Here is a 22,420-nt window from a genome sequence, read left to right on the forward strand (position 1 = left end):
TTTTGCTCGAATGTTCGACCTCGACGAGGTGCTCGGACGCGCGCAACTGAAAGAGCGCATCGACGAACTCGAGGCGGAGAACGACCGCCTGCGGGAGCGATACGAGGCCGAGTCCGACCGCCGGGCCAAAGCGGCTACTGCCAGACAGGAGGCCGAAGAGCAGCTCAATCGACTCGAGGACCGGATCGCCCAACTCGAGGGCGAACTCGAGCGAACGAACGGGGAAGACGACGGCGCGAGTGTTCACGTCCGGCGACGCGAGCAACTGCGCGGGGCGCGCCTCGACGAGGTGCTCGATCGTCTCGAGTCGTTCCAGACGGGACCCGAGGGTGCACTGACGGCCGTCGTCGAGGACGGTCTCGCGGATCTCGACCCCCGGATCGAACGCGACCTCGCGGAGACGCTCGGTCGCGAACGAATCGCGCTCGTGGACGACGCCGCACCCTGCGTGATCTGTCTCGACGATGCCGGCCTCGTCTCGGTCGCACTCGAGCCGCCCATTCTTCCAGACCGCGAACCTGCCTGGAACGACCGGCTCACCCTCGACCGCGAGTGGTTCCAGCCGACCGATCGACACGCACTCGCGCTCGTTCGGACCGATCTGTTCGCCGTTGGAGTCTACGACGGTGACGAACGACTCGAGGTCCACGGCTTCGAATCGGAGGTGAAAGGCAGTCACTCGAAAGGTGGGTTTTCACAGGCACGGTTCGAGCGGATTCGGGACGAACAGATCGACGACCACCTCGAGCGGGCTACGGCGGCACTCGAGGAACGTGTCGCGGGCGAGGTCGACCGGCTCTATCTGGCGGGTCAGCGTGGCGTCGTCGACACGCTCGCCGAGGAGACGTCGATCGATCCCGCGCCGGCGGCGACTGCCGCCGTCGACGCCACCGGAAACCCGGAATCGGCACTCGAAGACGCGTACCGGTCGTTCTGGACGACGGAACTCCAGGTCCTGTAGCGGACTAACGACTCGCGTCCGGGCCAGAATCCGGCAACATTCGCCTGACAGCAGCCTGAAAGCACGCTTAAGTACCCCTTTGCCCATGTGGCCTGTATGCGCGTCGCAATACTCGCCCACGAGAAATTCCCGGAACGGGCGAAGACGGCACTGGGCGTACTCCGGTACGCCGACTACGATGTCGCCGCCGTCCTCGATCGTGATTCTGCCGGTAGCCGCGTCTCCGACTACGTCCCCGACGTCCAGGACGCTCCGATCGTCGGGGGAACGGACGACCTCGAAGAAGACGCTGTCGACGCCCTGCTGATCGGCATCGCGCCGATCGGCGGCGACTTCGACGAGCGCTGGCGGCCGGACGTCAGAACTGCACTCGAGTACGGCTGTGACATCATTTCGGGACTGCACTACTTCCTCGAGAACGACGAGGAGTTCGCCGAACTCGCCGAAGAGAACGGCTGTGAACTCCGGGACATCCGCAAGCCGCCGGCGGACCTGACGGTCGCCGAGGGCATCGCAGGAGACGTCGACGCCGAGGTCATCACGACCGTCGGCACCGATTGCTCGGTCGGCAAGATGACCGCGACGATGGAACTGGCCCGGGACGCCCGCGCAGCCGGCTACGACGTCGGTGTCGTTCCGACCGGGCAGACCGGCATCATGATCGAGGGATGGGGCATCCCGATCGACCGCGTCGTCGGCGACTTCACTGCGGGTGCGGTCGAGGAGATGATCGTCGAACTGGGCGACGAACACGACTATCTGCTCGTCGAGGGCCAGGGTAGTCTCGTCCACCCCGCCTACTCCGCGGTTACCTGTGGCATCCTCCACGGCTCGATGCCCGACAAGCTCGTCCTCTGTCACGACGCTGGCCGCGAAACCATCCACGGCTACGAGTCGTTCGACCTCCCGTCGATCCCGACGTACGTCGACCTCTACGAGACGCTCTCGGCACCAGTCGCCGAGACCGAGGTCGTCGCTGGCACACTCAACACCGCCGACCTCGAAGACGATGCGGCCCGAGAGGCAGTCGACGAGTACGCCGACGTACTCGGCGTGCCCGCAACCGACGTCATCCGGCACGACACCGACGAGATGCTAGAGGCGATCCTATGACACTCGAGACCTCGTTCCAGCGCCACACCCTGCCGCTCGAGTTTCCGTTTACGATCTCGCGTGGCACGGCGACCGAGACCGACGTCGTCACCGTCCGCATCGAGGACGACGAGGGGACGGTTGGCGTCGGCGGTGCCGGCCCTTCTGCACACTACGGCGAGACCGCAGACACCGTCGAGGCTGTCCTACCCGACCTACTCGCCGTCGTCGAGGCGGTCGACGACCCCCACCAGCTCGACCGCATCGAGCGCCAGATGCGCGAGACCGTCGAACGCAACCCTGCCGCTCGCTGCGCCGTCAGCATCGCGCTCCACGACCTCGTCACCAAGCGACTCGAGGTGCCACTCTACGAGTACTGGGGGCTCGATCCAGACGATACGATCGAGACCTCCTACACGATCGGGATCGACGACACGGAGACGATGAAAGAGAAGACCGAACTCGCACTCGAGCGTGGCTACACCACGCTGAAGGTCAAACTCGGTACGGATCGAGACCTCGAGATCGTCGAGACGATCCGGTCTGTCGCGCCAGCCGAGGACGTGCGGCTGTACGTCGACGCCAACGAGGCCTGGACGCCACGAGAAGCGGTCCGGAAGATCGACGAACTAGCGGCCTACGACCTCGAGTTCGTCGAGCAGCCCGTCCCTGCGGAGGACCCCGAGGGACTCGAGTTCGTCTACGAGCGCGCGGCACTCCCGATTGCAGCCGACGAGTCCTGCATCACCGTCGAGGACGTCCCACAGATCGCGGGTCGCTGTGACGTTGCAAACCTGAAATTGATGAAGTGTGGTGGCCTCCGGGAGGCGAAACGAATCATCCATACCGCCCGTGCTCACGGCCTTCAAGTGATGTGTGGCTGCATGAACGAGTCTAATGCCTCGATTGCGGCGGCCTGTCACCTCGCGCCACTACTCGACTACGCCGACCTCGACGGCTCGCTGTTGCTCGACGACGACCCTTACGACGGCGTCCCGATGGCCGGCGGGCGGATCGCTCTCGAGGACCTCGAGCCAGCCGGTACTGGTGTCGCCCTCGAGTAACGACTTGCCCACCCGGAGAGCGATCACCACGAGATACTGTCAGTTCGACCGCCAACATAGTTTACAACGCCGGTCGGTGTCGAACGAGTCTGGACATGACCGACAGACGCGACCGTCGACGACTCTCCCGTCGGACACTGTTGCGGGTATCGGCGGGGACAGTAACGCTGGCAGCGGCCGGCTCTACGAGTGCCGTGGCCGACGGTAACGACACTGCACGCGCACTGCTCGAGCGACGTTGTCCCGAGGCGACGCTCGAACCGAGCATGGGCTACTGCGAGGGTGCAAGCACCGAGGGCTGTGCCGACGACCACCCGGCAACGATCGCTCTCCAGCAGGCCGTCCGCGAGACGCTCGAGACCGAGTACCCGAACGTCGGCACGCTGGTCGATGCGGGATTTAAGCCCTACTTCGACACGCTCGACGGCGACGACGACGGCTGGTCGCACTGGCTCAGTCCGGAGTACATCGGAGACGACGCAGTACTCGATCCCGATCGGCCTGAGTCGGTGCTCGTGGACAACACCTCCTGGCGCTCGATCGGCGTGATGTTCATTGCAACCCGCGACGGTGAGCGGATCGATCCGCCACCAGTGTACGACATCGACGAGGGCGTCGACTGGATGCCCGAAACCGAGACGGACGCACTCGAGTCTGACGGGCCAGGCACCCAGGCAGAAGACGATACTGTGGATCAGGATAGCGATGATTTGGCGGACGAACGTGGGGCTACTAGCGAACACGAAGCCGAACACGAACACGAGGACCCGCCTGCAGACGACCCCAACCGCTGTTCCCCGTGGCACTACCACACCGGCGCTCCGGGACGGTTCGCCTGGTGGTTCTACCAGCAGGCCTACGAACAGGAGTTCGCAGACGGCAACATCAGGGTTCCCTGTCGGACTCCCTGCATGATGCACGTTTGGACTGTCGATCATCCCGAGGGTGTTTACGCCCACGACGGCCCGCCGCCGGAGTACCGCGAGCAGCCACCTGCCGACGACCCCGGATTCGAGACCGACGCTCGACCCGGCGAAGACGAACTCGACTGGGATCTCCTCCCCGAAGAGGTGACACCAGAAGAACGACCGGAGTCGGTTTCGCTCGATCTCGAGAACTGGTGGTCCTGATCTCGGACCGACTCGACACGACACGATCCGGTTTCTTCTCGCTTTCGCTGTGGGTCGAACCAGTGGGTCCTCCTATCTTCTTGACGAGAGAATTTCGTCGTTCACGACGGGCGTGAATCGCCCTACGGTGGATGTAGTGGCCGGAGATCCGTGAAGCTACGCTCCGTCCCTCCAGCGACATCGAGATCAGCGCCTCCGCCGGGCCCTCCTGGAGGAGAGTCGAGTTGCGCTTCGTCGGTGTGGCGTCTTCTCGAACGACGCTTTCTGTGACAGGAATTACTCGATTGATGCCACGTTCGTGGCGGTTTCTCGTCTGCGCTGGACTCAAATAGCTCTTTAACTCTTCCATAGCCACATAGTACCGTAACTAAATACGTCGACTATGTCTTCACTACTACCTCTGAAGCCAACCCCGGAGTCAGCTTCTGACCGCGATTTAGAACCGCAACTCGTCGGATTCGAAGACGAGTCTGCAGAACGGATTCTGTCGGCAGTCTCCTCGACGACGGCACGCCGTATCCTCAATCAGTTGTACGAGGAACCAACCACGGCGTCGGATATCGCCACCGAACTCGACTCCTCGGTACAGAACGTCAGCTATCATCTCGACCGACTCCGAGATGCAGACCTGGTAGAAGTCGTCGAGACGTGGTACTCCGAGCAGGGCCGTGAAATGGACGTTTACGCCCCAACTAACAGTGCGCTCGTCCTCTTTGCGGGAGTGGAACGAGCAACACCGTCACTCGGGACGGCACTGCGTCGAGTCTTCGGCGCAGTGAGTGGTGTCGGGGCGATCAGTGTCATCGTTCACACACGCTGGGCAGCGCCGACCACTCAGTCGCCGCAGGTCCGAGACACCGTTGTTCAACAACCCGAGCCAACCGTGTGGGAGACTCTCGTTGCGTTCGGAACCGGTCCTGGAGGATTCGTTCTGGCGGCTGGCGTTTTCCTGATCTTGTCGTTTTTCGTGACGTGGTACTTGGGTACGTATCGTCACACCTCGAGTTATACCGAATCGGTGTGAGTGACGGTCGCGGACTCAAAGATGTCTTTGAATCTGGGATAGGACGATACGTATCCCCTCTTACGATAGTATATGGAACGGAGAACGTTTCTGGCAAGTGCTGGAACTGGCCTCACAACTGCAACAGTGGGTTGTCTCTCCCAGGAAACCAGAGGCGACTCGTCTGAGGCGAATGCAGAAGCGACAGCCACCACCGCCGAGGAGTCACTGGCCGAGACAGGACGAACGGCGGAAAAGACCCACATCGAAGCTGGTGGTTCCGTCGAACGAACTGTCGGGACCGCATCGCTCGAAGACCGTGGTCTCAGAAGAGCACACCACGTCGCGTTCGGGAATCCAACCGAGGAGCCACATCGAGGAACGATTGCCGTCTCGAAAAACGACGAGGCTGTGTTCGAGGAGTCGGTCGAGCTCGAAGCGAACGCAAGTATCGTTGTGTCACTCACCGACCTCGACACGTATACCGTTCGTGTGGTCGCTCCCGAGTTGGATGCAACGGAAGCGATCTCCATCGATCCCGGTCACTTCACCTGTAACGTGACCAGGACGACAGTGAGTGTCCGAGAAGACGGGACGCTCGATTCAATGGGTATTTCGACGCGGATGGCGTGTCCCGGTGTCGTCACCGAGACGGCCGCCGCCGATGAGTCGGCGTCACACACACTTGGCACTGACCCGATTCCCGCAGACACAGGGAAAGGGAGCCATACGCTCGTGCTCCGGAACCCATCCGAAGAGACCTGGACAACGCGACTCATCGTCGAAAACGACTCGACAGCACAGTTCGACGGCGTCTACACGGTCGAACCCGAGGCAACCGTCTTGGTCACCCTCAGTGAGAGCGGAACGTACACGGTATCGATGGACGTGCTCGAAACGGGGACGACCATCACTGAGCAGGTCACGCCCGGAAACTTCGATTGTAATCAGTCCTCGACACGAGCGGAAATCGACGCTTCGGGTGAACTGACCGCAAGCACCGTTTCGACACTCATGGCTTGTGATGTCGAGACGAACTCGACGAACGAGTCCACCTAGCCGCGGTACGCCGTTTGCCTTCGTACCGCAACCGACATAAATGCTCGCAGAAAAGGAGACTCTCTCGCCGGATCGTCTCCCTCTCCGCGCGGAATCGACGTGGATACCGATCGTCGCCCGAACGAAAGCGCAGTCAGGGACGTGAACGCGAACGATCGATTCATACGGATTACTGTAACGATTTACCGGCGCAACCGCCGCCCGGGTCGCGGTTGTGCCGGAAATGACTTACAGTAAACCGTATCAGACTCCCGAGTTACTCGGTTAGAGCGGGAGTGTGCTGACGAGCCTCGGGGTCGTCAGAGACAGCTCGACGTCTCGTGCTGACAAGAGAGTTCGCTCCCCCGAACCACTTGACCCCGAGGCAGTTGACTCCAACAGTATGACTTCTGCGGGTGATCTCGAGCGCGACCGCTCGGGCGAACGAGGCGACCGTCGTCTGATTCGATACGGTCCACACTCACTTACTAATGGAGTCGGACCGAAAGGGAGTCCAATGTTGTACGAGCAGGTCGCCAATCTCGAACTCGAGATAGACGACTACGAACTCGAGCAGCGCGAGCGTGAGACGTCGAGTGGTTTCACTCGAGCGACAACCGTCGTCTCGTTACACGGCAACGGCGAAACTGGCCGCGGCGAGGACGTGACATACGACAATGAGGCACACGACACCTTTCAGGATACTGCAGCGGACGTTCCCGTCACGGGCGAGTACACGCTCGATTCGTTTTCAGACCAGCTATCCGAGATCGACTTCTTCCTCGGCAACGAACCGAATCAGTCGATTTTTCGTCACTATCGGCAGTGGGCCTTCGAGAGCGCCGCGCTTGACCTCGCGCTGAAACAGGCCGACACGAATCTGGCCGAGCGCCTCGGTCGTCCCTACGAGCCAGTGCGGTTCGTCGTGAGTACGCGCCTGGAAGAGCCACCGACCGGCGACCGCGTGCTCGAGTGGCTCGACCGCGACCCCGAACTCGAGTTCAAACTCGACCCGACTTCCACGTGGACCGACGACGTCGTCCAGCGGCTGGCGGCGACCGACGCGGTGCAGATCCTCGATCTCAAGGGCCAGTATCACGGCACGACGGTCGACCAACCAGCCGACCCGGCGCTGTACGAGCGGGTTCTCGAGGGCTTTCCCGAGGCACTGATCGAAGATCCGGCACTGGACGACGAGACGCGACCGTTGTTCGAGGGCCACGAACCACGCGTGACCTGGGATTATCCGATCCGTAGCGTCGAGACGGTCGAAGACCTCCCCTGGGAACCCGAGTGGCTCAACGTCAAGCCGTCCCGATTCGGCTCGGTGCGGTCGCTCCTCGAGACGATCGAGTACTGTCTCGAACGGGAGATACAGCTGTTCGGTGGCGGCCAGTTCGAACTCGACGTCGGTCGTGAGCATCTCCACGTGATCGCGTCGCTGTTTTACCCGGACGCTCCCAACGACATTGCCCCGAAGGCGTACAACGATCCCGATCCCAGCGGCGAGCTCCCCTCGAGTCCGCTCTCGCCGCCTGCCGAACCTCGTGGATTCGCCTGGGGCTAGTGCTTTGACAAGCCTGAACGGATGAGTGAAACCGAATGCGGTCGTCTGGTTTCACTCATTAGTCGACGGTTGGCGGAGTACTAGTACCGTCCCAACCGTCGACTGACGGGTCGAATCGAGCCACACCGCCAGATTCGACCCATCAGTGCAGGCGTGGCCCGCCACTAGGTGTCGAAGCTACGGCTCTGCTGTGTGTCCCGCTGGCTCTCGAGGAGGGGTGGCCTCCCTGGCGTGTTTCGGCGGCAGTTTCAGGGTATTGGGTGGTCGAGGAAGGGGGCTGGCTCGAGTGGGTGGGGACGCCCCGACTGACGAACGACTGTGTTCACTCTCTCGGTGAACTGCCTCGGGGTCAAGTGGTTCGAGAGACTTCGTCTCTCGTCATCACGGAAGCGCAGAGATCTTCCGAACGACCCCGGGGCACTCGGCTTGCTCCGCCTGTAGACAGTCGATGCCTCTCTGACAGTTCTCGCTGCGGTCGGCCGATGTCTGCGAGTGACTCGAGTGGTGGGAACGAGTGTGTTCGGATCGGTTACTGATCGGAACTGACGGGGTCTTCGAGAGTCGACGGCTCGCTTTCGTCGCTGTCGGTGACGCCGTAGCCGTCGACGAACCGCTTCGTCCGGTCGTCTTGTGGGTTCTCGAAGAACGACCGGGTGTCGTTCTGTTCGACGACTTCGCCGAGATAGAGGAAGACGACCTCGTCGGCGAGCCGTCGTGCCTGGTCCATGCTATGAGTCACCATGATGATCGTGTACTCCTCTTTGAGTGCTGCTAGTGTCTCCTCGACGGTTTCGGCCGAGATTGGGTCGAGCGCGGAGGTCACCTCGTCACACAGCAGAACCTCGGGCTCGACTGCCAGCGAGCGGGCGAGACAGAGCCGCTGGATCTGTCCCGTCGAGAGTTCCGCGCCGGGTGCGTCCAGTCGGTCCTCGACCTCTGCCCAGAGATTGACCTTTCGCAGGTACTCCTCGACGTGGGCGTCGAGTTCCGTTTTCGAGTCGTAGTCGCCGTGGATTCGGAGCCCGTAGGCGACGTTCTCGTAAATCGACAGCGGCAGCGGCGTCGGCTTCTGTGGGACGTAGCCGATCCGCCTGCGGATCTCGGGGACGGGTTCGGCGGTGTCGTAGACCGACTCGCCGTTCAGGCAGACGTCACCCGTGATCTCGGCGTTTGGCTGGATCTCGTGGAGCCGATTGAGCGACTTCAGTAGCGTCGACTTGCCACAGCCGGAGGGACCGACGATGGCAGTCAACTGGTTCGCGGCGAACTCGAGGTCGACGCCTTTGACGGCCTCGACCTCGCGGTTGCCGGTGTACGTTACGGCGAGTGTCTCGGTGGTGAGTGTTGCGTCTGTCACGAGTGGGTCCCTCCTGGTGCAAAGCGGGCGTAGCGGCCGGCGAGCAGTTTCGAGGCGAGGATCAGTGCAAGCACGACGACGATGAGGACGAACGCCGCCGCGTAGGCGTGTGCCCGGACCTCGGCGTTGAACGACATCGCCTGATCGAAGATCATCACGGGCAGCGTCGTCGCGCCGTCGAACGGGCCTGAGGGCATGGTCGTGCTCCGGCCCGCGGTGAAAAGGACGGTCGCCGCGTCGCCGATGCCCCGGGCGAAACCCATGACGATTCCGGCGACGACTCCCGGCATGGCTGCTCGAGCGGTCATCGTCGCGGTCTCGAATCGGGTGCCGCCGAGTCCGTAGGTCGCTTCCTTCACGGTGTCGGGTGCCGACCGAAGCGCCTCGTCGGTGTACCGGGTCATGATCGGGTACTGGAAGATCGCGATGGCGACGATCCCGAAGAACAGGCTCGTTCGCGCGCCAACGGCGATGATGATCGTTAGAACGAATACCCCGTAGACGATCGGCGGCGTCCCCCAGAGCACGTTCAGGAACATATTCACCGCGTCGGCGAACCGTTCGCTCGAGTAGTCACTCTGGAGGTAGATCGCCGTCGAGACGGCGAGGATCGCGGAGACGACCGTCGCCGGGCCGACGATAAAGACGCTGCCGACGACGGCGTGCAGGAAGCCGCCCTCGGCCTCGAGCATGTACCGCGATCCCGGCGGCGTGATCACGATGGTGGGGTCGGTGAGGAACACGCGCCCACCCCGGTAGAGCGTCACGGCGACGACCGTGATCATCACGGCGACGACGATTGCGGTGGCACCGCGGGCGAGCCAGCCGAACAGGCGCTGTTTCGCATAGCGGTTCATCAGTACTGCCACCTCCGCTGTAGGTGGCGGCGGACGACCATCGCGGTGAAGTTGAACAGCCAGACGACGATCACCAGCAGCAGGCCGACGAAGATCAGTGCCGATTGAGTCAGTGGCAGGCTCATCAGTTCGCCGAAGTCGTTGACGATCAGCGTCGGCAGCGTCTGGCCTGTCGCAAAGAGCGAGTCGGGAATCTGGGTTTGCCCGCCGATCAACATTGCGGGAACGATCGTCGCGCCGAAGACCCGCCCGAAGCCGAGCAAAATTGCCGAGAAAATACCCGGTCCCGCAGCACGAAGCAGGACCGACCGGATCGTCTCCCACTTCGTCGCGCCGACGCCCAGCGAGGACTCCCGGAGTTCATCCGGCAGCGCCTCGAGTGATTCGACCGACAGCGAGATCATGAAGGGAGTGACGACGATCGCCATCACCAGACTGACCGTGAAGATTCCCAGGCCGGTCGCGCTCGAGCCCACGGCGGGTGCGAGGTAGTCGCCGACGAACGGGACGACGACGATCAGGGCGACGAGTCCGAAGATGACGCTGGGGATCGCCGCGAGGACGTCGATGAACGACGAGACGACTGTCTTCGCGCGGCCGTCGGCGTACTCGGCGACGTAGATCGCCGCGAGAAGTGCGATCGGCGTTCCCATCGCCATCGAGAGGACGGTGACGTAGATCGTCCCGACGATCGCAGGCAGGAACCCGAACTCGTTCTGTGCGGGGTCCCAGTTCGAGGCGGTCAACACCTGGACGACCGAGTACTGCTCGAGCAGCGGCAGCGACTGGTACAGCAGCGTCAGGACGATCAACGCGAACAGCACGATGGCGAAGTAGCCTGCGCCCGCGAACCAGTAGCTGCTCAGGCGCTCGGCGAGCAGGCGGCGACCGAGCCGGCTCCGCCATCCCTGATCGTCAGCCGCCGATTCCGTCGAACCCGACATTCAGGTCACGGCCCCTCGGCCAGCCTCTCCTGTGCCTCTTCGAGACGGTCCTCCTCGAGCGGCACGTAGCCATACTCCCTGACGTACTGCTGGCCCTCCGTGAGCACCCACTCGACGAAATCGTAGGCCTCGCCCTCGAAGCCGCCGTTCGACGCGAGGAACATCTCGCGTGCGGGCGGGAACGGGTAGTTGCCAGCCTCGACTGCCGCGAGGAACTCGTCGCGGGTCTCGTAGAAGTCTTCCGCCTCGGAGAGCCCTTCGCCGTCCCGATCCAGCGGCACCGGACGGACGTCGCCCTCGAGTTCGCCGCTCTCGAGATCGTAGACGTAGTTGATGTTGTTCAGCGAGATGGCGTTCTCGCTGCTCGCGACGGCTTCGGCGACCGGCTGGTCGCCGTTGTGGTTGGCATCGGAGAACCCCTCGAGTTCGTTTTCGGTGTAGGCGCTGCCCTCGCCCGCGAGGAAGTCACCCCACTGCTTGTAGGCTGCTGAGGTGTCAGAGCGACCATAGACGGTGATCTCTTCGTCGACGTCGGCGTCGACGAGGTCGCCCCAGTTCGTAACCTCCCGAGTGAAGACGGCCTCGAGTTCCTCACGGGTCAGGCCGTCTTCCTGAAGTTGCTCGAGGACGGGGTTGTCGACGCTGACCGTACCGACGACGGTGTCGACGAGCATCGGGACGGCGAACAGCCCTTGGTCGATCTCTTCGGGTTCGGGTTCTCGGCCCATCATCGCGATGTCGACCTGGCCGTTGAACAGGTCGGAGACGCCGGCACCGGTGCCGCCACCGGAGATGTCGAACGAGGTGTCGGTGTGTTCCCCGTAGATATCCTCCCACACCTCGACCATCGGCCGTGGCCCGACGCCACCAGAGATTCGAACGGCGTCGCCGCTACCGAAGACACCGGTACAGCCCGCAAGAGAGAGAGCAGATCCAACACCTGCAAGCTCCAGTACAGATCGGCGCGAGTAGTTCCGTGTCATGAACTACTCCTCCGTAGTAGACCCGGCCTTGTATCCCCTCGTTAGCCTGCAATCCTTTGGCTTTCACCCAGATGTGGGCAATCGTTGCCGCAAGAAGCGCGAGAGCGACGAGCGACGAAAGCGAACGGGCGCTTGAGAACTCCGTGTCCGTGCCACAGAGAACCGATCGACAGAGCGTCCTGGCGACAGACAGCGAATACCGGCCGCTGCGACGGCCAGCGGGCTAGCAGAGACAAAACCGACTACTGGTACGGGAGGTATCTTCCGGACAAACCGATACACACACCGATCGCACTCGAGACGCGATCAGGTGTGTGCTGACTGTTGTCCAGTAGTCGTCTCTGTTCCGCACTCGTCGACGCGCGGTCAGAACAACACGGTAAGCACCGCGAGCGACAGCGTGCTGGCGACGATCAGCGCCGCCAACACGACGACTGCGGGCGTGAGACCAGTACTTCGAAGCTGTCCGATCCGGATCTCCGTACCGAGCCCGACGAACGCGAGCAAGAACAGCCACCTGTAAGCGTTCTCGAGCGACGCCTGCTGGCCTGCCGAGAAGATGCCGAGACTCGAGAGAAAGACTAGCGCGAGAAAGCCGAGGACGAACTTCGGAAACTCGTCCCAGAGGGTTCGGACGGAGGGACGGCCACCACTCGATCCGCGGGCGTAATAACTCGCGTAGGCGAGGACGACGACCCCGATCAGGGCGTTCCGAGCGAGTTTCGTCATCGTCGCCCACTGGCCGGCCGCCTCCGAGTGGGCGAAGCCGACCGCGACGACGGGGCCAGTCGAGAACATGCTGACGCCCGCCCAGACGCCAAAGACGGTACTCGAGAGCGCGAGCAAGTCGCCGACGATCGGATAGACGACGAGGGTGACGGCGTCGAACAACAGGACGGTCGCAGCAGCGTAGGCGATCTGGTCCTCTCGGGCCCGGATCGCGCCGGCAACGGCGACGACGGCCGAGACACCACAGATGCTGGCACCTGCTGCGAGCAGCGATCCGAGCTGGTCCCCGAGTCCGGCGACGTTCCGGGAAAGCACCTCGACGAACAAGAGCGTACTCGCGGTGACGCCGAGGACCAGCAGGAGGACGATACCACCGACCTCGAGGACCGCATCGAGCGTCAGCGATGCCCCCATAAGAACGATACCAGCACCCAACCAGAGCTTGTGAGTGGCGATACCGGGCGCGAGGCGTTCTGGAACGCCGACGGCGTTTGCCAACACGACTCCGAGTGCGATAGCGGCCAGCAGGTGGTTGACACCCACAGCGAGGCCGACGGCTCGAGCGAGGAGAGCGCCGAGACAGAGGGCGAAGACGCCCGGAAGAAGCCGACGTACCGACATCTCGTCACCAGGGGATCTGGATCTCGAGTGCGACGGTCGTTCCGACGACGATCACCGCGACGGCGACGCTTTGCCAGTCGCGCTCGAGAGCCTGCCAGCGGGAATAGAGTGTTGCGACGCCTGCCCGTAATCGTTCGGTCGCCATTCGTTCGGAGCGTTCGGTGTGGCGCACTTACGGCTGTCGATGTCCGCCAGTGCGTCGGGAGTGCCGGACAGTATTGTCACTGTCCGTGACGAGCGCCGGGCGGTCTCCAAGGCCAGCCATACACCTCGAGTGAGTGCGCGACCCTCGCTCGATCGGGTGTGCAGCGACTGTCGGTAGCGCCTACAGTCAGCGGTCGACGCTCCCCAGGACGATATCGAGGCTCCCCAGCGATGCGATCAGGTCGGGGACGTACTCGCCTTCGGCCATCTCGGGCAGCGCCGAGAGGTTGTGGAAACACGGGCTACGGATCTTGAACCGGGCCGGCGAGTTAGTGCCGTCCGAGCGAAGGTAGATCCCGAGTTCGCCCTTCGCGGACTCGACTGCGCGATACGTCTCCGTGTCGGCGTCCGGCTTCAGCGTCCGCGGGACGTTGCTCTGGACCGTGCGTTCGTCTTCCGGCCAGTCCTCGAGCAAGTCGAGACACTGTTGGACGATTTTGGCCGACTCCTCGACCTCCTGCATGCGACAGAGGACGCGAGCGTGGTTGTCACAGCCGTTACGGGTGACGACGTCCCACTCTACGTTCTCGTAGTAGCCGTACGGATCGTCCCGCCGGACGTCGTAGTCGATCCCCGATCCACGGGCGACTGGTCCCGTAACGCCGTAGTCTTTGGCCACTTCCGGCTCGAGGACGCCCGTGTTGACGGTTCGAAGCTGGAAGATTTCGTTGGTGACGATGAGGTCGTGGTACTCGTCGAGTTTCGCCGGCAGTTCGTCGAGGAAGTCTCGGGTCTTCTCGAGAAACTCCTCGCGGGGTTCGGGCAGGTCCCAGCAGACGCCGCCGAGCCGAAAGTAGTAGAACATCATCCGCTGCCCTGTCAGGTCCTCTAAGATGTCCTGGACGACCTCTCGATCCCTGAAGGCGTACTGGAAGATGGCGGTGAACTCGCCGTAGACGTCGAGCGCGAAGGTACCGAGCGCGAGGAAGTGGCCGAGCATGCGACCCAGTTCCGTCGCCATCGTCCGCAGGACCTGGGCGTACTCGGGGACTTCGATGTCGGCGACGTCCTCGATCACGCGGGCGACCGCCCACTCGTTGGGCAGGTTCGCCGTGTAGTCCCACCGGTTCGAGTAGGGAATGATCTGGTGGCGGTAGGTCCCCTGCTGGCACATCTGTTCCTCGCAGCGATGGAGGTAACCGACGTCAGGATCGACGTCGGCGACGGTCTCGCCGTCGAGGATCGTCCTGAGGTGGAGTACACCGTGAGTCGCTGGGTGGTGAGGGCCGATGTTGAGCAACATCGTCTCCGACTCCCCGACTCTCCGACTCTCCGCGAGCGGATTCGCGTGTTCGGCATACCGGATTACCTGTGGCTTGTTCTGATCGTAGTCCAGCGAGAGCGGGTGGCCCTGCCACGACTCTGGCAACAGAATCCGCCGCAGGTCAGGATGTCCCTCGTACTCGATGCCGACGAGATCGTAGGCTTCCCGTTCGTGCCAGTCTGCGGTCCGGAAGACGGGTTCGGCGCTCTGGCAGACCGGGTCGTCCCGTGGCAGTTGGACGACCAGCGACACCTCGTGGGTGCGCCGGTCGTACTTCGTCAGGTGGAGGATCGACTCGAAACGATCCTCGTACTCCTGGGACGTGATACACGAGAGATGATCGAACCCTGCCTCCTCGCGCAGCACCCGCAGGACCTCCTGAACGTCGGTCGGCCGGATAACGAACGCGGGTGCGTTCTCGTGGTCGTCCCGTCCGAGAACGTACTCCGACAACAACTCCTCGAGTGTGGCCTCGTCTACGCTCTCTTTCCGGAGGTGATCGTACTCGGGATCGATACTCGGTCGCTCGCGCTGTGGTGTCTCGCTCATGCCGATCCCCGCCGCGCCGGTGGCCGACGCGGGTCGTCTCACCTACAACTGACGCGGAAATGAGGGTTTTCCACGCACGAGGAGACTGTCACCGAAAGCGACGCCCAGCCACCGCCCACAGTGTTACGATGGCGGCCACGCTCAGCGGTTGGATCGCACTCGAGTCGGCCGGGCTCACGACCGTGAGCCCACCGGAGCGGTGGGTAGTTCGAGTCAGTCGAGGTCGGGTCGACTCGGGGCGCGATATCGCCCGCCTCCGTACTACTCGTCGGTTTCGGCGTCGTCTTCGTCGTCCTCGCCGGGTTCGACTTTCATGTGCGCGGCGTCTTCCGCCGGCGTCTCGTCCGGCTCGATCGAGTCTGTCTGTGACGGCTGTGCCTGTTCCGGATCAGGGCCAACCGCTTCGGAAGCTTCGTCGGCCATCGCTGCGTCCGAGAGATCGATATCCGTGCCTTCGTTGGTCCCCTGTCGCGGATCGTCCGTCTCGGTGGTGTCGGGTTTCGACCGGTGGTCCCCGACGTCTTCCTCATCGCCGAACTCGGTCCCGGTGTCGGCAGCCTCCCCGCTCGAGACGTCGGTTCCCGTCCCGGCCGTGTCCCCATGCTCCTCGCGCCCTCGAACAGCGTGTGCTCGATCGGAGATCGCTCTACCGTCGGCACTACCCTCTACGTCTTCGGTGTTGGGTTCGAACGTGGCCGGCCGCTCGATCGACTCTCGCTCCCTGGTTCGCCGCTCGAGGCCGTAGGCCAGCAATCCTCCGCCGGCGACGGCTTTCGGTATCGCTCGAAGCTGGCGGTCTAGAAGCGATTGGACCGCGGAGACAAGCAGGAAGACGCCACCGACGATGGCGACTGTCCCCCGCGAGACGCTATCGGTCACCGTAGAGGCAGCCAAGATCGGGTCCTGGGACTCGAGGGCGTCGTTCGGTGGCAGTCGATCGAACGAGTCGTCCGTCGACGGATCGTGATCGTGGTCGTGATCGTCCATCATTGGAACTCTCCACGCACGATGCGCTTCCCGGCTCTACAGGAGCCGGACGGTTGAATCTTCGACCGGCAGGTGAAAGAAACAAGACTGCCGGTGGCGGCCCAGCCCTGCACTGCTGGGTCGAAGCTGGCCGCGTGGCTGGGTCGACTCGTACGGTTTACTGTAGTCACTTACCGCCGATCACCAGAACGGGGTCGGCGATCGGCGGTAGTTACAGCAATTCGTATCAGGACAGGAAAGTAATACTGACAGTTCTCGCGTCAGGCCTCGATTGCGAGTCCGGCTTCCGTCAATGCCTCGTCGACCGAGCGGTCGTCGTGGACGACGTTGGAAACCGCCGTCGCGATCGCTTCGGGATCGTCGTGCTGGAAGATCGACCGCCCCATCGAGACGCCCGCACCGCCGGCGTCCATCGCGCCCCGTACCATCTCGATCGTCTCGCGGTCAGTTCCTTTCGACCCACCGGCGATGACGACCGGCAGGCGGGTCGACGCGACGACGTGCTGAAAGGTCTCGGCATCGCCACTGTAACCGGTTTTGACGAGATCCGCGCCGAGTTCCTCCGCGAGTCGAACCGCGTGGCCCAGCGCCTCGGGGTCCGTGGAGTCGACGCCGGGGCCGCGTGCGTAGGCCATTGCGAGGACGGGAATGCCGAACCGTTCCGCGGTTTCGGTTACCCCTGCGAGCTGGCCGATCTGATCGGGTTCGTGGTCCGAGCCGACGTTGATGTGAAACGAGACGGCGTCGGCACCGGCGCGGATCGCTTCCTCGACGGTCCCGGTAAGCCGTTTGTCCTGTTCGTCGGGACCGATCGTCGTCGAGCCGTTGAGGTGGGCGATGTATCCCTTCCCGTTCTTGTTCTCGTGGACCCGGGGCGCGATCCCTTTCTGCGTGAGGACGGCGTCTGCGCCGCCGCGAGTAACGCCGTCGATGGTCGATTCGATCTCTTTCAGCCCCTGAACAGCACCCAGCGTGATGCCGTGGTCCATCGGAACGATTACGTACGATCCGTCTGTGCCGATCCGCTCGAGTCGTGCGTCGATGCCAGTGGTAGTCATTGCGGGTTTCTAGCAAACTCGTCGTTATGGCTGTTCTGGTTCCGGTACGTTTCCGTCGCGGGCGGCGTCCGGGTCGAACCCTCCACCGCGGAGTACACCCCGCTTGAGTTCGGCTGCCGTGGCCTCGAGTGCGGTGGCCGCGGGGGCGTCGCCCTCTCCGTGCTCGCCGATCAACTCGACGAGTGCACTGCCGACGATGACGCCGTCGGCGCCGGCCTCGATTATCTCGGCCGCGTGGTCGCCCTCGCTGACGCCGAAGCCGACCGCTTTGGGCACGTCGTACTCCGAGAGTCGGGCGAGACTGTCGTGGGTCGCCGACGAGACGTTCGCCCGCGCACCCGTGGTCCCGAGTCGGGCCTGGACGTACGCGAAGCCCGACACCTGAGACATGATGCGCTCGAGGCGCTCGCCTTCGGTCGTCGGTGCGACGATGAAGACGAGGTCCAGTCCGTGGTCGTCGCAGGCCTCGCGGAGGGGGTCGGCCTCCTCCGCGGGGAGGTCGGGGACGATGATCCCCGAGAGGCCGGCGGCTGCGGCGCGCTCGACGAAGGGACGAACGTCTGGCTCGTCTCGCGGCTTCGCCGCTCGACCGTCCGAGGCGCGTGGCGCCTCGCTCCCCCCATACTGCAGGATCATATTGTAGTACGTCATCACCAACAACGGCGCCTCCGTCTCGAGGTCGTCGACCAGTTCGAAAAAGCCCGCTGGCGTCGTGCCGGCCTCGAGCGCGCGGTTGATCGCCGCCTGGATCGTCGGCCCCTCGGCGATCGGCTCCGAGAACGGCAGGCCAAGTTCGATCAGGTCCGAGCCGCCGCGGTCGAGGGCCTCGACGTACGCTTTCGTGTCCTCGAGGGAGGGATCGCCCGCCGTGATGTAGGTGATCAGCGCGGGGTGGTTCTCGCGGATGGCGGCCTCGACGTCGCTGTCGGACGTCATTCGAGCACCTCCACGTCCGGTGCGGCCTCGAGATCGCGTTTCTCTGTCTCCTCCAGCACGGTCTCTAAGTCCTTGTCGCCGCGACCGGAGACGGTGACGACGACGAGGTCGCCGAGTTCGTCGTGCGATTCTTCCAAGAATCCCAGCGCGTGACTCGACTCGAGTGCCGGAATGATCCCCTCTAAGTTCGACAGGCGGTGGAAGCCGTTGAGCGCGGCCTCGTCGTCGACGTTCGTCGGCGTCACCCGTCCCGACTCGACCAGGTGGGCGAGTTCGGGGCCGACACCAGCATAATCGAGTCCCGCGCTGACGCTGTGGGACTCGACGATCTGGCCTTCCTCGCTCTGGAGGAGTTTCGTCATTGCGCCGTGGAGCACGCCGTCGCTGCCCGTCGACAGCGTCGCGGAGTTAGGCGCGAGGCCGTCCTCGGCGTCGATCTCGAGGCTCGAGCCGCCGGCTTCGACGGCGTACAACTCCACGTCTTCGTCGGGAACGAACGCGTGGAACGACCCCATCGTGTTCGAGCCGCCGCCCGCGCAGGCGACGACGCTGTCGGGGAGTCGTCCCGCCTGTTCTCGGACCTGTTCGCGGGCCTCTTCGCTGATGACCGACTGGAAGTCCCGGACCAGTTTCGGGAACGGGTGGGGGCCGACGATCGAGCCGATGACGTAGTGGGTTCGCTCGACGGTCGCCGCCCAGTCGCGCATCGTCTCGTTGATCGCCTCCTTCAGCGTCCCCGACCCCGCCGTCACGGGTGTTACCTCCGCACCGTTCATTCGCATCCGGTAGACGTTCGGCCGCTGGCGGTTGATGTCCGTCCGGCCCATGTAAATCTCGCAGGGCATATCGAGGTGGGCCGCCGCCATCGCCGTCGCCGTGCCGTGCTGGCCCGCGCCGGTTTCGGCGATGATCCGCTCTTTGCCCATGTACTTGGCCAGCAGGACCTGACCGAGCGCGTTGTTCAGTTTGTGTGCGCCGCCGTGGAGCAGGTCCTCGCGTTTGAGATAGATCTCCCGGTCGTAGCGCTCGCTCAACCGGTCCGCTCGCTGGAGCGGCGTCGGCCGCCCACCAAACTCGCGCAGTCGCTCGCGGAACTCGTCTACGAAGCCGTCCTCGTTTTCGAGGACGTATCGCTCGTAAGCGTCCTCGAGTTCCTGCAAGGCTGGCATCAACGCCTCGGGGACGTACTGGCCGCCGTAGTCGTCGCCGAAGGTGGCGTCGCTGGTCCGTTCTCGGTTCTCTTCGTCGTACTCGATCGTGCTCATGTCTCTTCCTCCGGGGTCGCTCGCGTCAGTCGTCTCGTGTTTGCCTCGACGGCAGTCTCTGTCGCGCCGTGGTCCATGATTGCGTTCCCGACGAGCAAGGCATCGGCCCCCGCCTCGCGCATTCGACGGACGTTCGCCGGCGTCGAGATGCCGCTTTCGGCGACCAGGGTGATATCGTCGGGCACCGCCCGCGAGACGGATTCGAACGTCTCGAGATCAACCTCGAGTCGCGCCAGATCCCGGTTGTTCACCCCGATGATCTCGGCACCCGACTCGAGGGCGGTCTCGAGTTCGGTCTCGTCGTGAACCTCGACGAGCGGCTGGAAGCCGCGGTCGCGAGCAGCCGCGACGAGTTCCTCGAGGTTCTCGACGAACCGTGCGATCACAAGCATCAGGTCGGCCTTGACGACGTCGAGCTGATCCTCGCGCAGGACGAAGTCCTTCCGGAGGACGGGGACGTCGACGGCCTCGCGCACTCGCGTCAGCGTCTCAGGCGAGCCGCCGAAGTGGCTCGGCTCGGTGAGCACCGAGATGGCGGCCGCGCCGCCCGCGACCATCGACTCGGCCAGTTCGACGGGGTCGTCCTCGCGGGTACTGTCCGCGGTCGGACTCGTCGGCTTCACTTCCGCGATCACGGGGACGCGGCCATCGGCTTCCGCGCGCTCGAGTGCGTCCGGCAAGGATCGTGGCTCGACCTCGAGGGGAGCGTCGCCACCCGGTCGCTCCCGGGCGGCAGCAAGTATCGACGCCACCTCGGGGGCGAGCGCTGCACGTGAGTTCATTATTGTACATCGACGTACTCATATGTACATAAGACTTGTGCCATCGAGACGGGAGACAGGACCGGCGGTTATTCAAGTCCAACCCACCTATCCAGCACCATGGAGGACGTTACCGACGCTGGACTCTACGCGCGAGAGTCGTCGTACCTCGACCGGTACGTGCAACTCGGCGTCGCCAGCGGACGGGTCCTGGACGTTTCGTTTCCCGACCATCCCGACGACGAGGCGACCGTCGTCACCGACGACAGCGAAGAAACGCCGACTCTCGATCGGATCTTCGAGTACCTCGACGGACTCGAGGAAGTCCCCTTCGACGACGTCCAGGTCGCGTTGACGGTCCCGACCGACCAGCGGTCGGTCCTCGAGCAGGTCCAGACGCTCCCCTACGGCGACCAGGTCGGCGTCGAAGCGCTCACTCGGATGACGCCGGGGCTCGATGCCGACGACGATGACGATCGCATCCTCGTCCGGACGGCATTGGACGCCAACCCAGCACCCATCTTGATCCCCGATCACCGCGTTCGGGACGGCCCGAGTGCCGCACCGCCTGCCGTCGAACAGAAACTACGCTCACTCGAGGGGCTGTAACTGTCAGCTCGCACGGGCGTGTTCACTCTTCTGGAATGCTGTACCGATGTCCCGGCGCGACCGCGCGCTCTTGCGGTCGTGTCGGAACTGACCGACAGCAAACCGTATCAGTTGTCGACCCACACTGTGTACAGGTACAGGCCAACGCCAGCAAACACCGTCAGCGAAGAGAGGTCGTCGATCACGGACTGGTCGGTCGCGAGGAAGGCGAACTGCAAGAGGCCCCCAGCGACGAGAAAGACCGCTGCAGCGAGCGCCGCCGACGGCTCACCACCGCTCTGCCGGTAGAGTACCACACCCAGCCCAAGCGCGATCACGCCGAAGACGACCGTCGCCGCGTCCATCGCGAGCGGATTACCAGTAAACGCGCTGTACCCGACCAAGACGAAGTAGAGAACGACTCCAAAGAAGATCCATCGATACGCACGCTCGGGAACGCCGATATCGTCGGTCGTACTCATACCCGTACCGTCAAGCAACTCCCCCTTAGCTCTCAATGGTTTCGGCCCACTCGAGCCCCAGCCCCTCGTGGACGAGGAACTCGAGAGCGTTGATGAGATAGTGCGCGACGACGACCACGAGCAGACTCCCAGTGAGGATGAACACCGCCGCGAGGACGAACCCGAGCAGGCCCGTGACGACGATGCCGACCGATCCCTGCATCCCGTGGCCGATACCGAAAGCAACCGAAGAGAGGACCGCGAGCAGCCACGGATCGATGCCAAACCCCATCGAGAACGCACCGATCAGGGCCGCACGGAAGAGCAGCTCCTCGAAGACGGCGATGATCGGCAACACGCCGACTAGCAGCACGACCCAGCCACGAGTCGTCTCCGGAGCCAGCAGTTCTCGTAACTGTTCGTCGTGGTCGAAACCGAGCCAGGTCGCCGTCGCCGCACCGACCTCGTTTACGACGTAGAGACCGAGGCCAGCGGCGACGCCGACCACAACGCCGGTCTCGAGGTAGCCAACCGAGAACTCGATCCCCAGGGCTTCGGCAGGAATCCCCGTATAGATCGCTGCGCCGACTAAAACGAGCGCGAACACACCCTGCGAGAGCGCGACGTTCGCGAGGATCACCCCCGTCGACAGCGATTCCGGATCGAGTTCTCCCTGCGTTGACCGCTTCGACCGTCCACGAACCGGCCGGTCGACCGGATCGGCGTCGCGACGGTCACTCTCGTCGCCCTCTTCCAGCACCGCGGCGACGTCGACTGCGTCTCCGTCGGCGTTTTGCCCAGAATCACCAGGCTCGCCGAACAGCCCCGACTCGCGACCGCCACTCGACTGTTCGAGTGCCGCTTTACCGTTCCGCCGAGGCGTCGACTGTGCAGTGTCAGAACCGTCGGAAAACGATGTCTGCGTTAGATGCGAGAGAACCAGCAGAAAGACGAGGACGACGCCCGTTATACCAGCGAACGCCGTCCAGTTTTCCATCGGT

General features: G+C 63.6%; 22 protein-coding genes. 8 read left to right on the forward strand and 14 right to left on the reverse strand.

Annotation, left to right across the window (positions count from 1 at the left end; all coding sequences use genetic code 11):
• The first annotated feature begins 10 nt into the window (after positions 1-10).
• From NATGR_RS03580 to NATGR_RS03610, 7 genes are all read left to right on the forward strand, one after another.
• The gene (locus NATGR_RS03580) at positions 11-961 is read left to right on the forward strand and encodes a Vms1/Ankzf1 family peptidyl-tRNA hydrolase (protein WP_005581432.1); all 951 of its coding nucleotides are present in this window, start codon (positions 11-13) and stop codon (positions 959-961) included.
• 96 nt (positions 962-1,057) lie between these two features.
• Positions 1,058-2,074 (forward strand): DUF1611 domain-containing protein, encoded by a 1,017-nt coding sequence (locus NATGR_RS03585; RefSeq protein ID WP_005581431.1) that lies wholly within the window; start codon positions 1,058-1,060, stop codon positions 2,072-2,074.
• On the forward strand, positions 2,071-3,117 hold the full coding sequence (locus NATGR_RS03590; RefSeq protein ID WP_015233295.1) for a dipeptide epimerase: 1,047 nt from the start codon (positions 2,071-2,073) through the stop codon (positions 3,115-3,117). The genes NATGR_RS03585 and NATGR_RS03590 overlap by 4 nt, the downstream gene beginning before the upstream one ends.
• A 95-nt stretch (positions 3,118-3,212) precedes the next feature.
• Positions 3,213-4,247, forward strand: coding sequence for a hypothetical protein (locus NATGR_RS03595; RefSeq protein WP_005581428.1), 1,035 nt, complete (start codon positions 3,213-3,215; stop codon positions 4,245-4,247).
• A gap of 382 nt (positions 4,248-4,629) precedes the next feature.
• Complete coding sequence (locus NATGR_RS03600; protein ID WP_005581426.1) at positions 4,630-5,271, forward strand: ArsR/SmtB family transcription factor; 642 nt, start codon at positions 4,630-4,632, stop codon at positions 5,269-5,271.
• A 72-nt stretch (positions 5,272-5,343) separates the two neighbouring features.
• Positions 5,344-6,309 carry a hypothetical protein gene (locus NATGR_RS03605; RefSeq protein ID WP_005581425.1) on the forward strand — a complete coding sequence of 322 codons (966 nt, stop codon included), beginning with the start codon at positions 5,344-5,346 and terminating at the stop codon, positions 6,307-6,309.
• 496 nt (positions 6,310-6,805) lie between these two features.
• Positions 6,806-7,855, forward strand: coding sequence for an enolase-like domain-containing protein (locus NATGR_RS03610; protein WP_005581424.1), 1,050 nt, complete (start codon positions 6,806-6,808; stop codon positions 7,853-7,855).
• Between the two features lie 529 nt (positions 7,856-8,384).
• Here the strand turns inward: NATGR_RS03610 and NATGR_RS03615 are convergent.
• The 12 genes from NATGR_RS03615 to trpC form a co-directional block, all read right to left on the reverse strand.
• Positions 8,385-9,212, reverse strand: a complete 828-nt coding sequence (locus tag NATGR_RS03615) for a phosphate ABC transporter ATP-binding protein (RefSeq protein ID WP_005581422.1) — start codon at positions 9,210-9,212, stop codon at positions 8,385-8,387.
• Positions 9,209-10,069, reverse strand: a complete 861-nt coding sequence (locus tag NATGR_RS03620; protein WP_005581420.1) for a PstA family ABC transporter permease — start codon at positions 10,067-10,069, stop codon at positions 9,209-9,211. Before NATGR_RS03620 ends, NATGR_RS03615 begins: the two co-directional genes overlap by 4 nt.
• Positions 10,069-11,013 (reverse strand): phosphate ABC transporter permease subunit PstC, encoded by a 945-nt coding sequence (gene pstC, locus NATGR_RS03625; RefSeq protein ID WP_005581418.1) that lies wholly within the window; start codon positions 11,011-11,013, stop codon positions 10,069-10,071. The genes NATGR_RS03620 and pstC overlap by 1 nt, the downstream gene beginning before the upstream one ends.
• Positions 11,014-11,018: 5 nt before the next feature.
• The gene (locus tag NATGR_RS03630) at positions 11,019-11,996 is read right to left on the reverse strand and encodes a PstS family phosphate ABC transporter substrate-binding protein (RefSeq protein ID WP_015233296.1); all 978 of its coding nucleotides are present in this window, start codon (positions 11,994-11,996) and stop codon (positions 11,019-11,021) included.
• A 366-nt stretch (positions 11,997-12,362) separates the two neighbouring features.
• Entirely contained in the window at positions 12,363-13,346 is a 984-nt protein-coding gene (locus NATGR_RS03635; protein ID WP_005581416.1) for a YeiH family protein, read from the reverse strand.
• 4 nt (positions 13,347-13,350) lie between these two features.
• Entirely contained in the window at positions 13,351-13,491 is a 141-nt protein-coding gene (locus NATGR_RS19840; protein WP_015233297.1) for a hypothetical protein, read from the reverse strand.
• Between the two features lie 186 nt (positions 13,492-13,677).
• Complete coding sequence (locus NATGR_RS03640) at positions 13,678-15,363, reverse strand: NADH-quinone oxidoreductase subunit D (protein ID WP_015233298.1); 1,686 nt, start codon at positions 15,361-15,363, stop codon at positions 13,678-13,680.
• Positions 15,364-15,624: 261 nt separating this feature from the next.
• Complete coding sequence (locus NATGR_RS03645) at positions 15,625-16,353, reverse strand: hypothetical protein (protein WP_005581413.1); 729 nt, start codon at positions 16,351-16,353, stop codon at positions 15,625-15,627.
• 257 nt (positions 16,354-16,610) lie between these two features.
• Positions 16,611-17,408 carry a 2-amino-3,7-dideoxy-D-threo-hept-6-ulosonate synthase gene (locus NATGR_RS03650; protein WP_005581412.1) on the reverse strand — a complete coding sequence of 266 codons (798 nt, stop codon included), beginning with the start codon at positions 17,406-17,408 and terminating at the stop codon, positions 16,611-16,613.
• Positions 17,409-17,432: 24 nt separating this feature from the next.
• The gene (trpA, locus tag NATGR_RS03655; protein ID WP_005581410.1) at positions 17,433-18,344 is read right to left on the reverse strand and encodes a tryptophan synthase subunit alpha; all 912 of its coding nucleotides are present in this window, start codon (positions 18,342-18,344) and stop codon (positions 17,433-17,435) included.
• The gene (gene trpB, locus NATGR_RS03660; protein WP_005581409.1) at positions 18,341-19,609 is read right to left on the reverse strand and encodes a tryptophan synthase subunit beta; all 1,269 of its coding nucleotides are present in this window, start codon (positions 19,607-19,609) and stop codon (positions 18,341-18,343) included. Before trpB ends, trpA begins: the two co-directional genes overlap by 4 nt.
• Positions 19,606-20,391, reverse strand: a complete 786-nt coding sequence (gene trpC, locus NATGR_RS03665) for an indole-3-glycerol phosphate synthase (RefSeq protein WP_005581407.1) — start codon at positions 20,389-20,391, stop codon at positions 19,606-19,608. Before trpC ends, trpB begins: the two co-directional genes overlap by 4 nt.
• Positions 20,392-20,490: 99 nt before the next feature.
• Here trpC and NATGR_RS03670 point away from each other — a divergent pair, with 99 nt between their 5' ends.
• On the forward strand, positions 20,491-20,979 hold the full coding sequence (locus tag NATGR_RS03670) for a methylated-DNA--[protein]-cysteine S-methyltransferase (RefSeq protein ID WP_005581406.1): 489 nt from the start codon (positions 20,491-20,493) through the stop codon (positions 20,977-20,979).
• A gap of 107 nt (positions 20,980-21,086) precedes the next feature.
• Here NATGR_RS03670 and NATGR_RS03675 read toward each other — a convergent pair whose 3' ends face one another.
• The gene (locus tag NATGR_RS03675) at positions 21,087-21,440 is read right to left on the reverse strand and encodes a hypothetical protein (protein WP_005581405.1); all 354 of its coding nucleotides are present in this window, start codon (positions 21,438-21,440) and stop codon (positions 21,087-21,089) included.
• A 25-nt stretch (positions 21,441-21,465) separates the two neighbouring features.
• Positions 21,466-22,416, reverse strand: a complete 951-nt coding sequence (locus tag NATGR_RS03680; RefSeq protein ID WP_005581404.1) for a CPBP family intramembrane glutamic endopeptidase — start codon at positions 22,414-22,416, stop codon at positions 21,466-21,468.
• Positions 22,417-22,420: the final 4 nt, after the last annotated feature.

It is taken from the genome of Natronobacterium gregoryi SP2, assembly GCF_000230715.2.
Lineage (GTDB): Archaea > Halobacteriota > Halobacteria > Halobacteriales > Natrialbaceae > Natronobacterium > Natronobacterium gregoryi.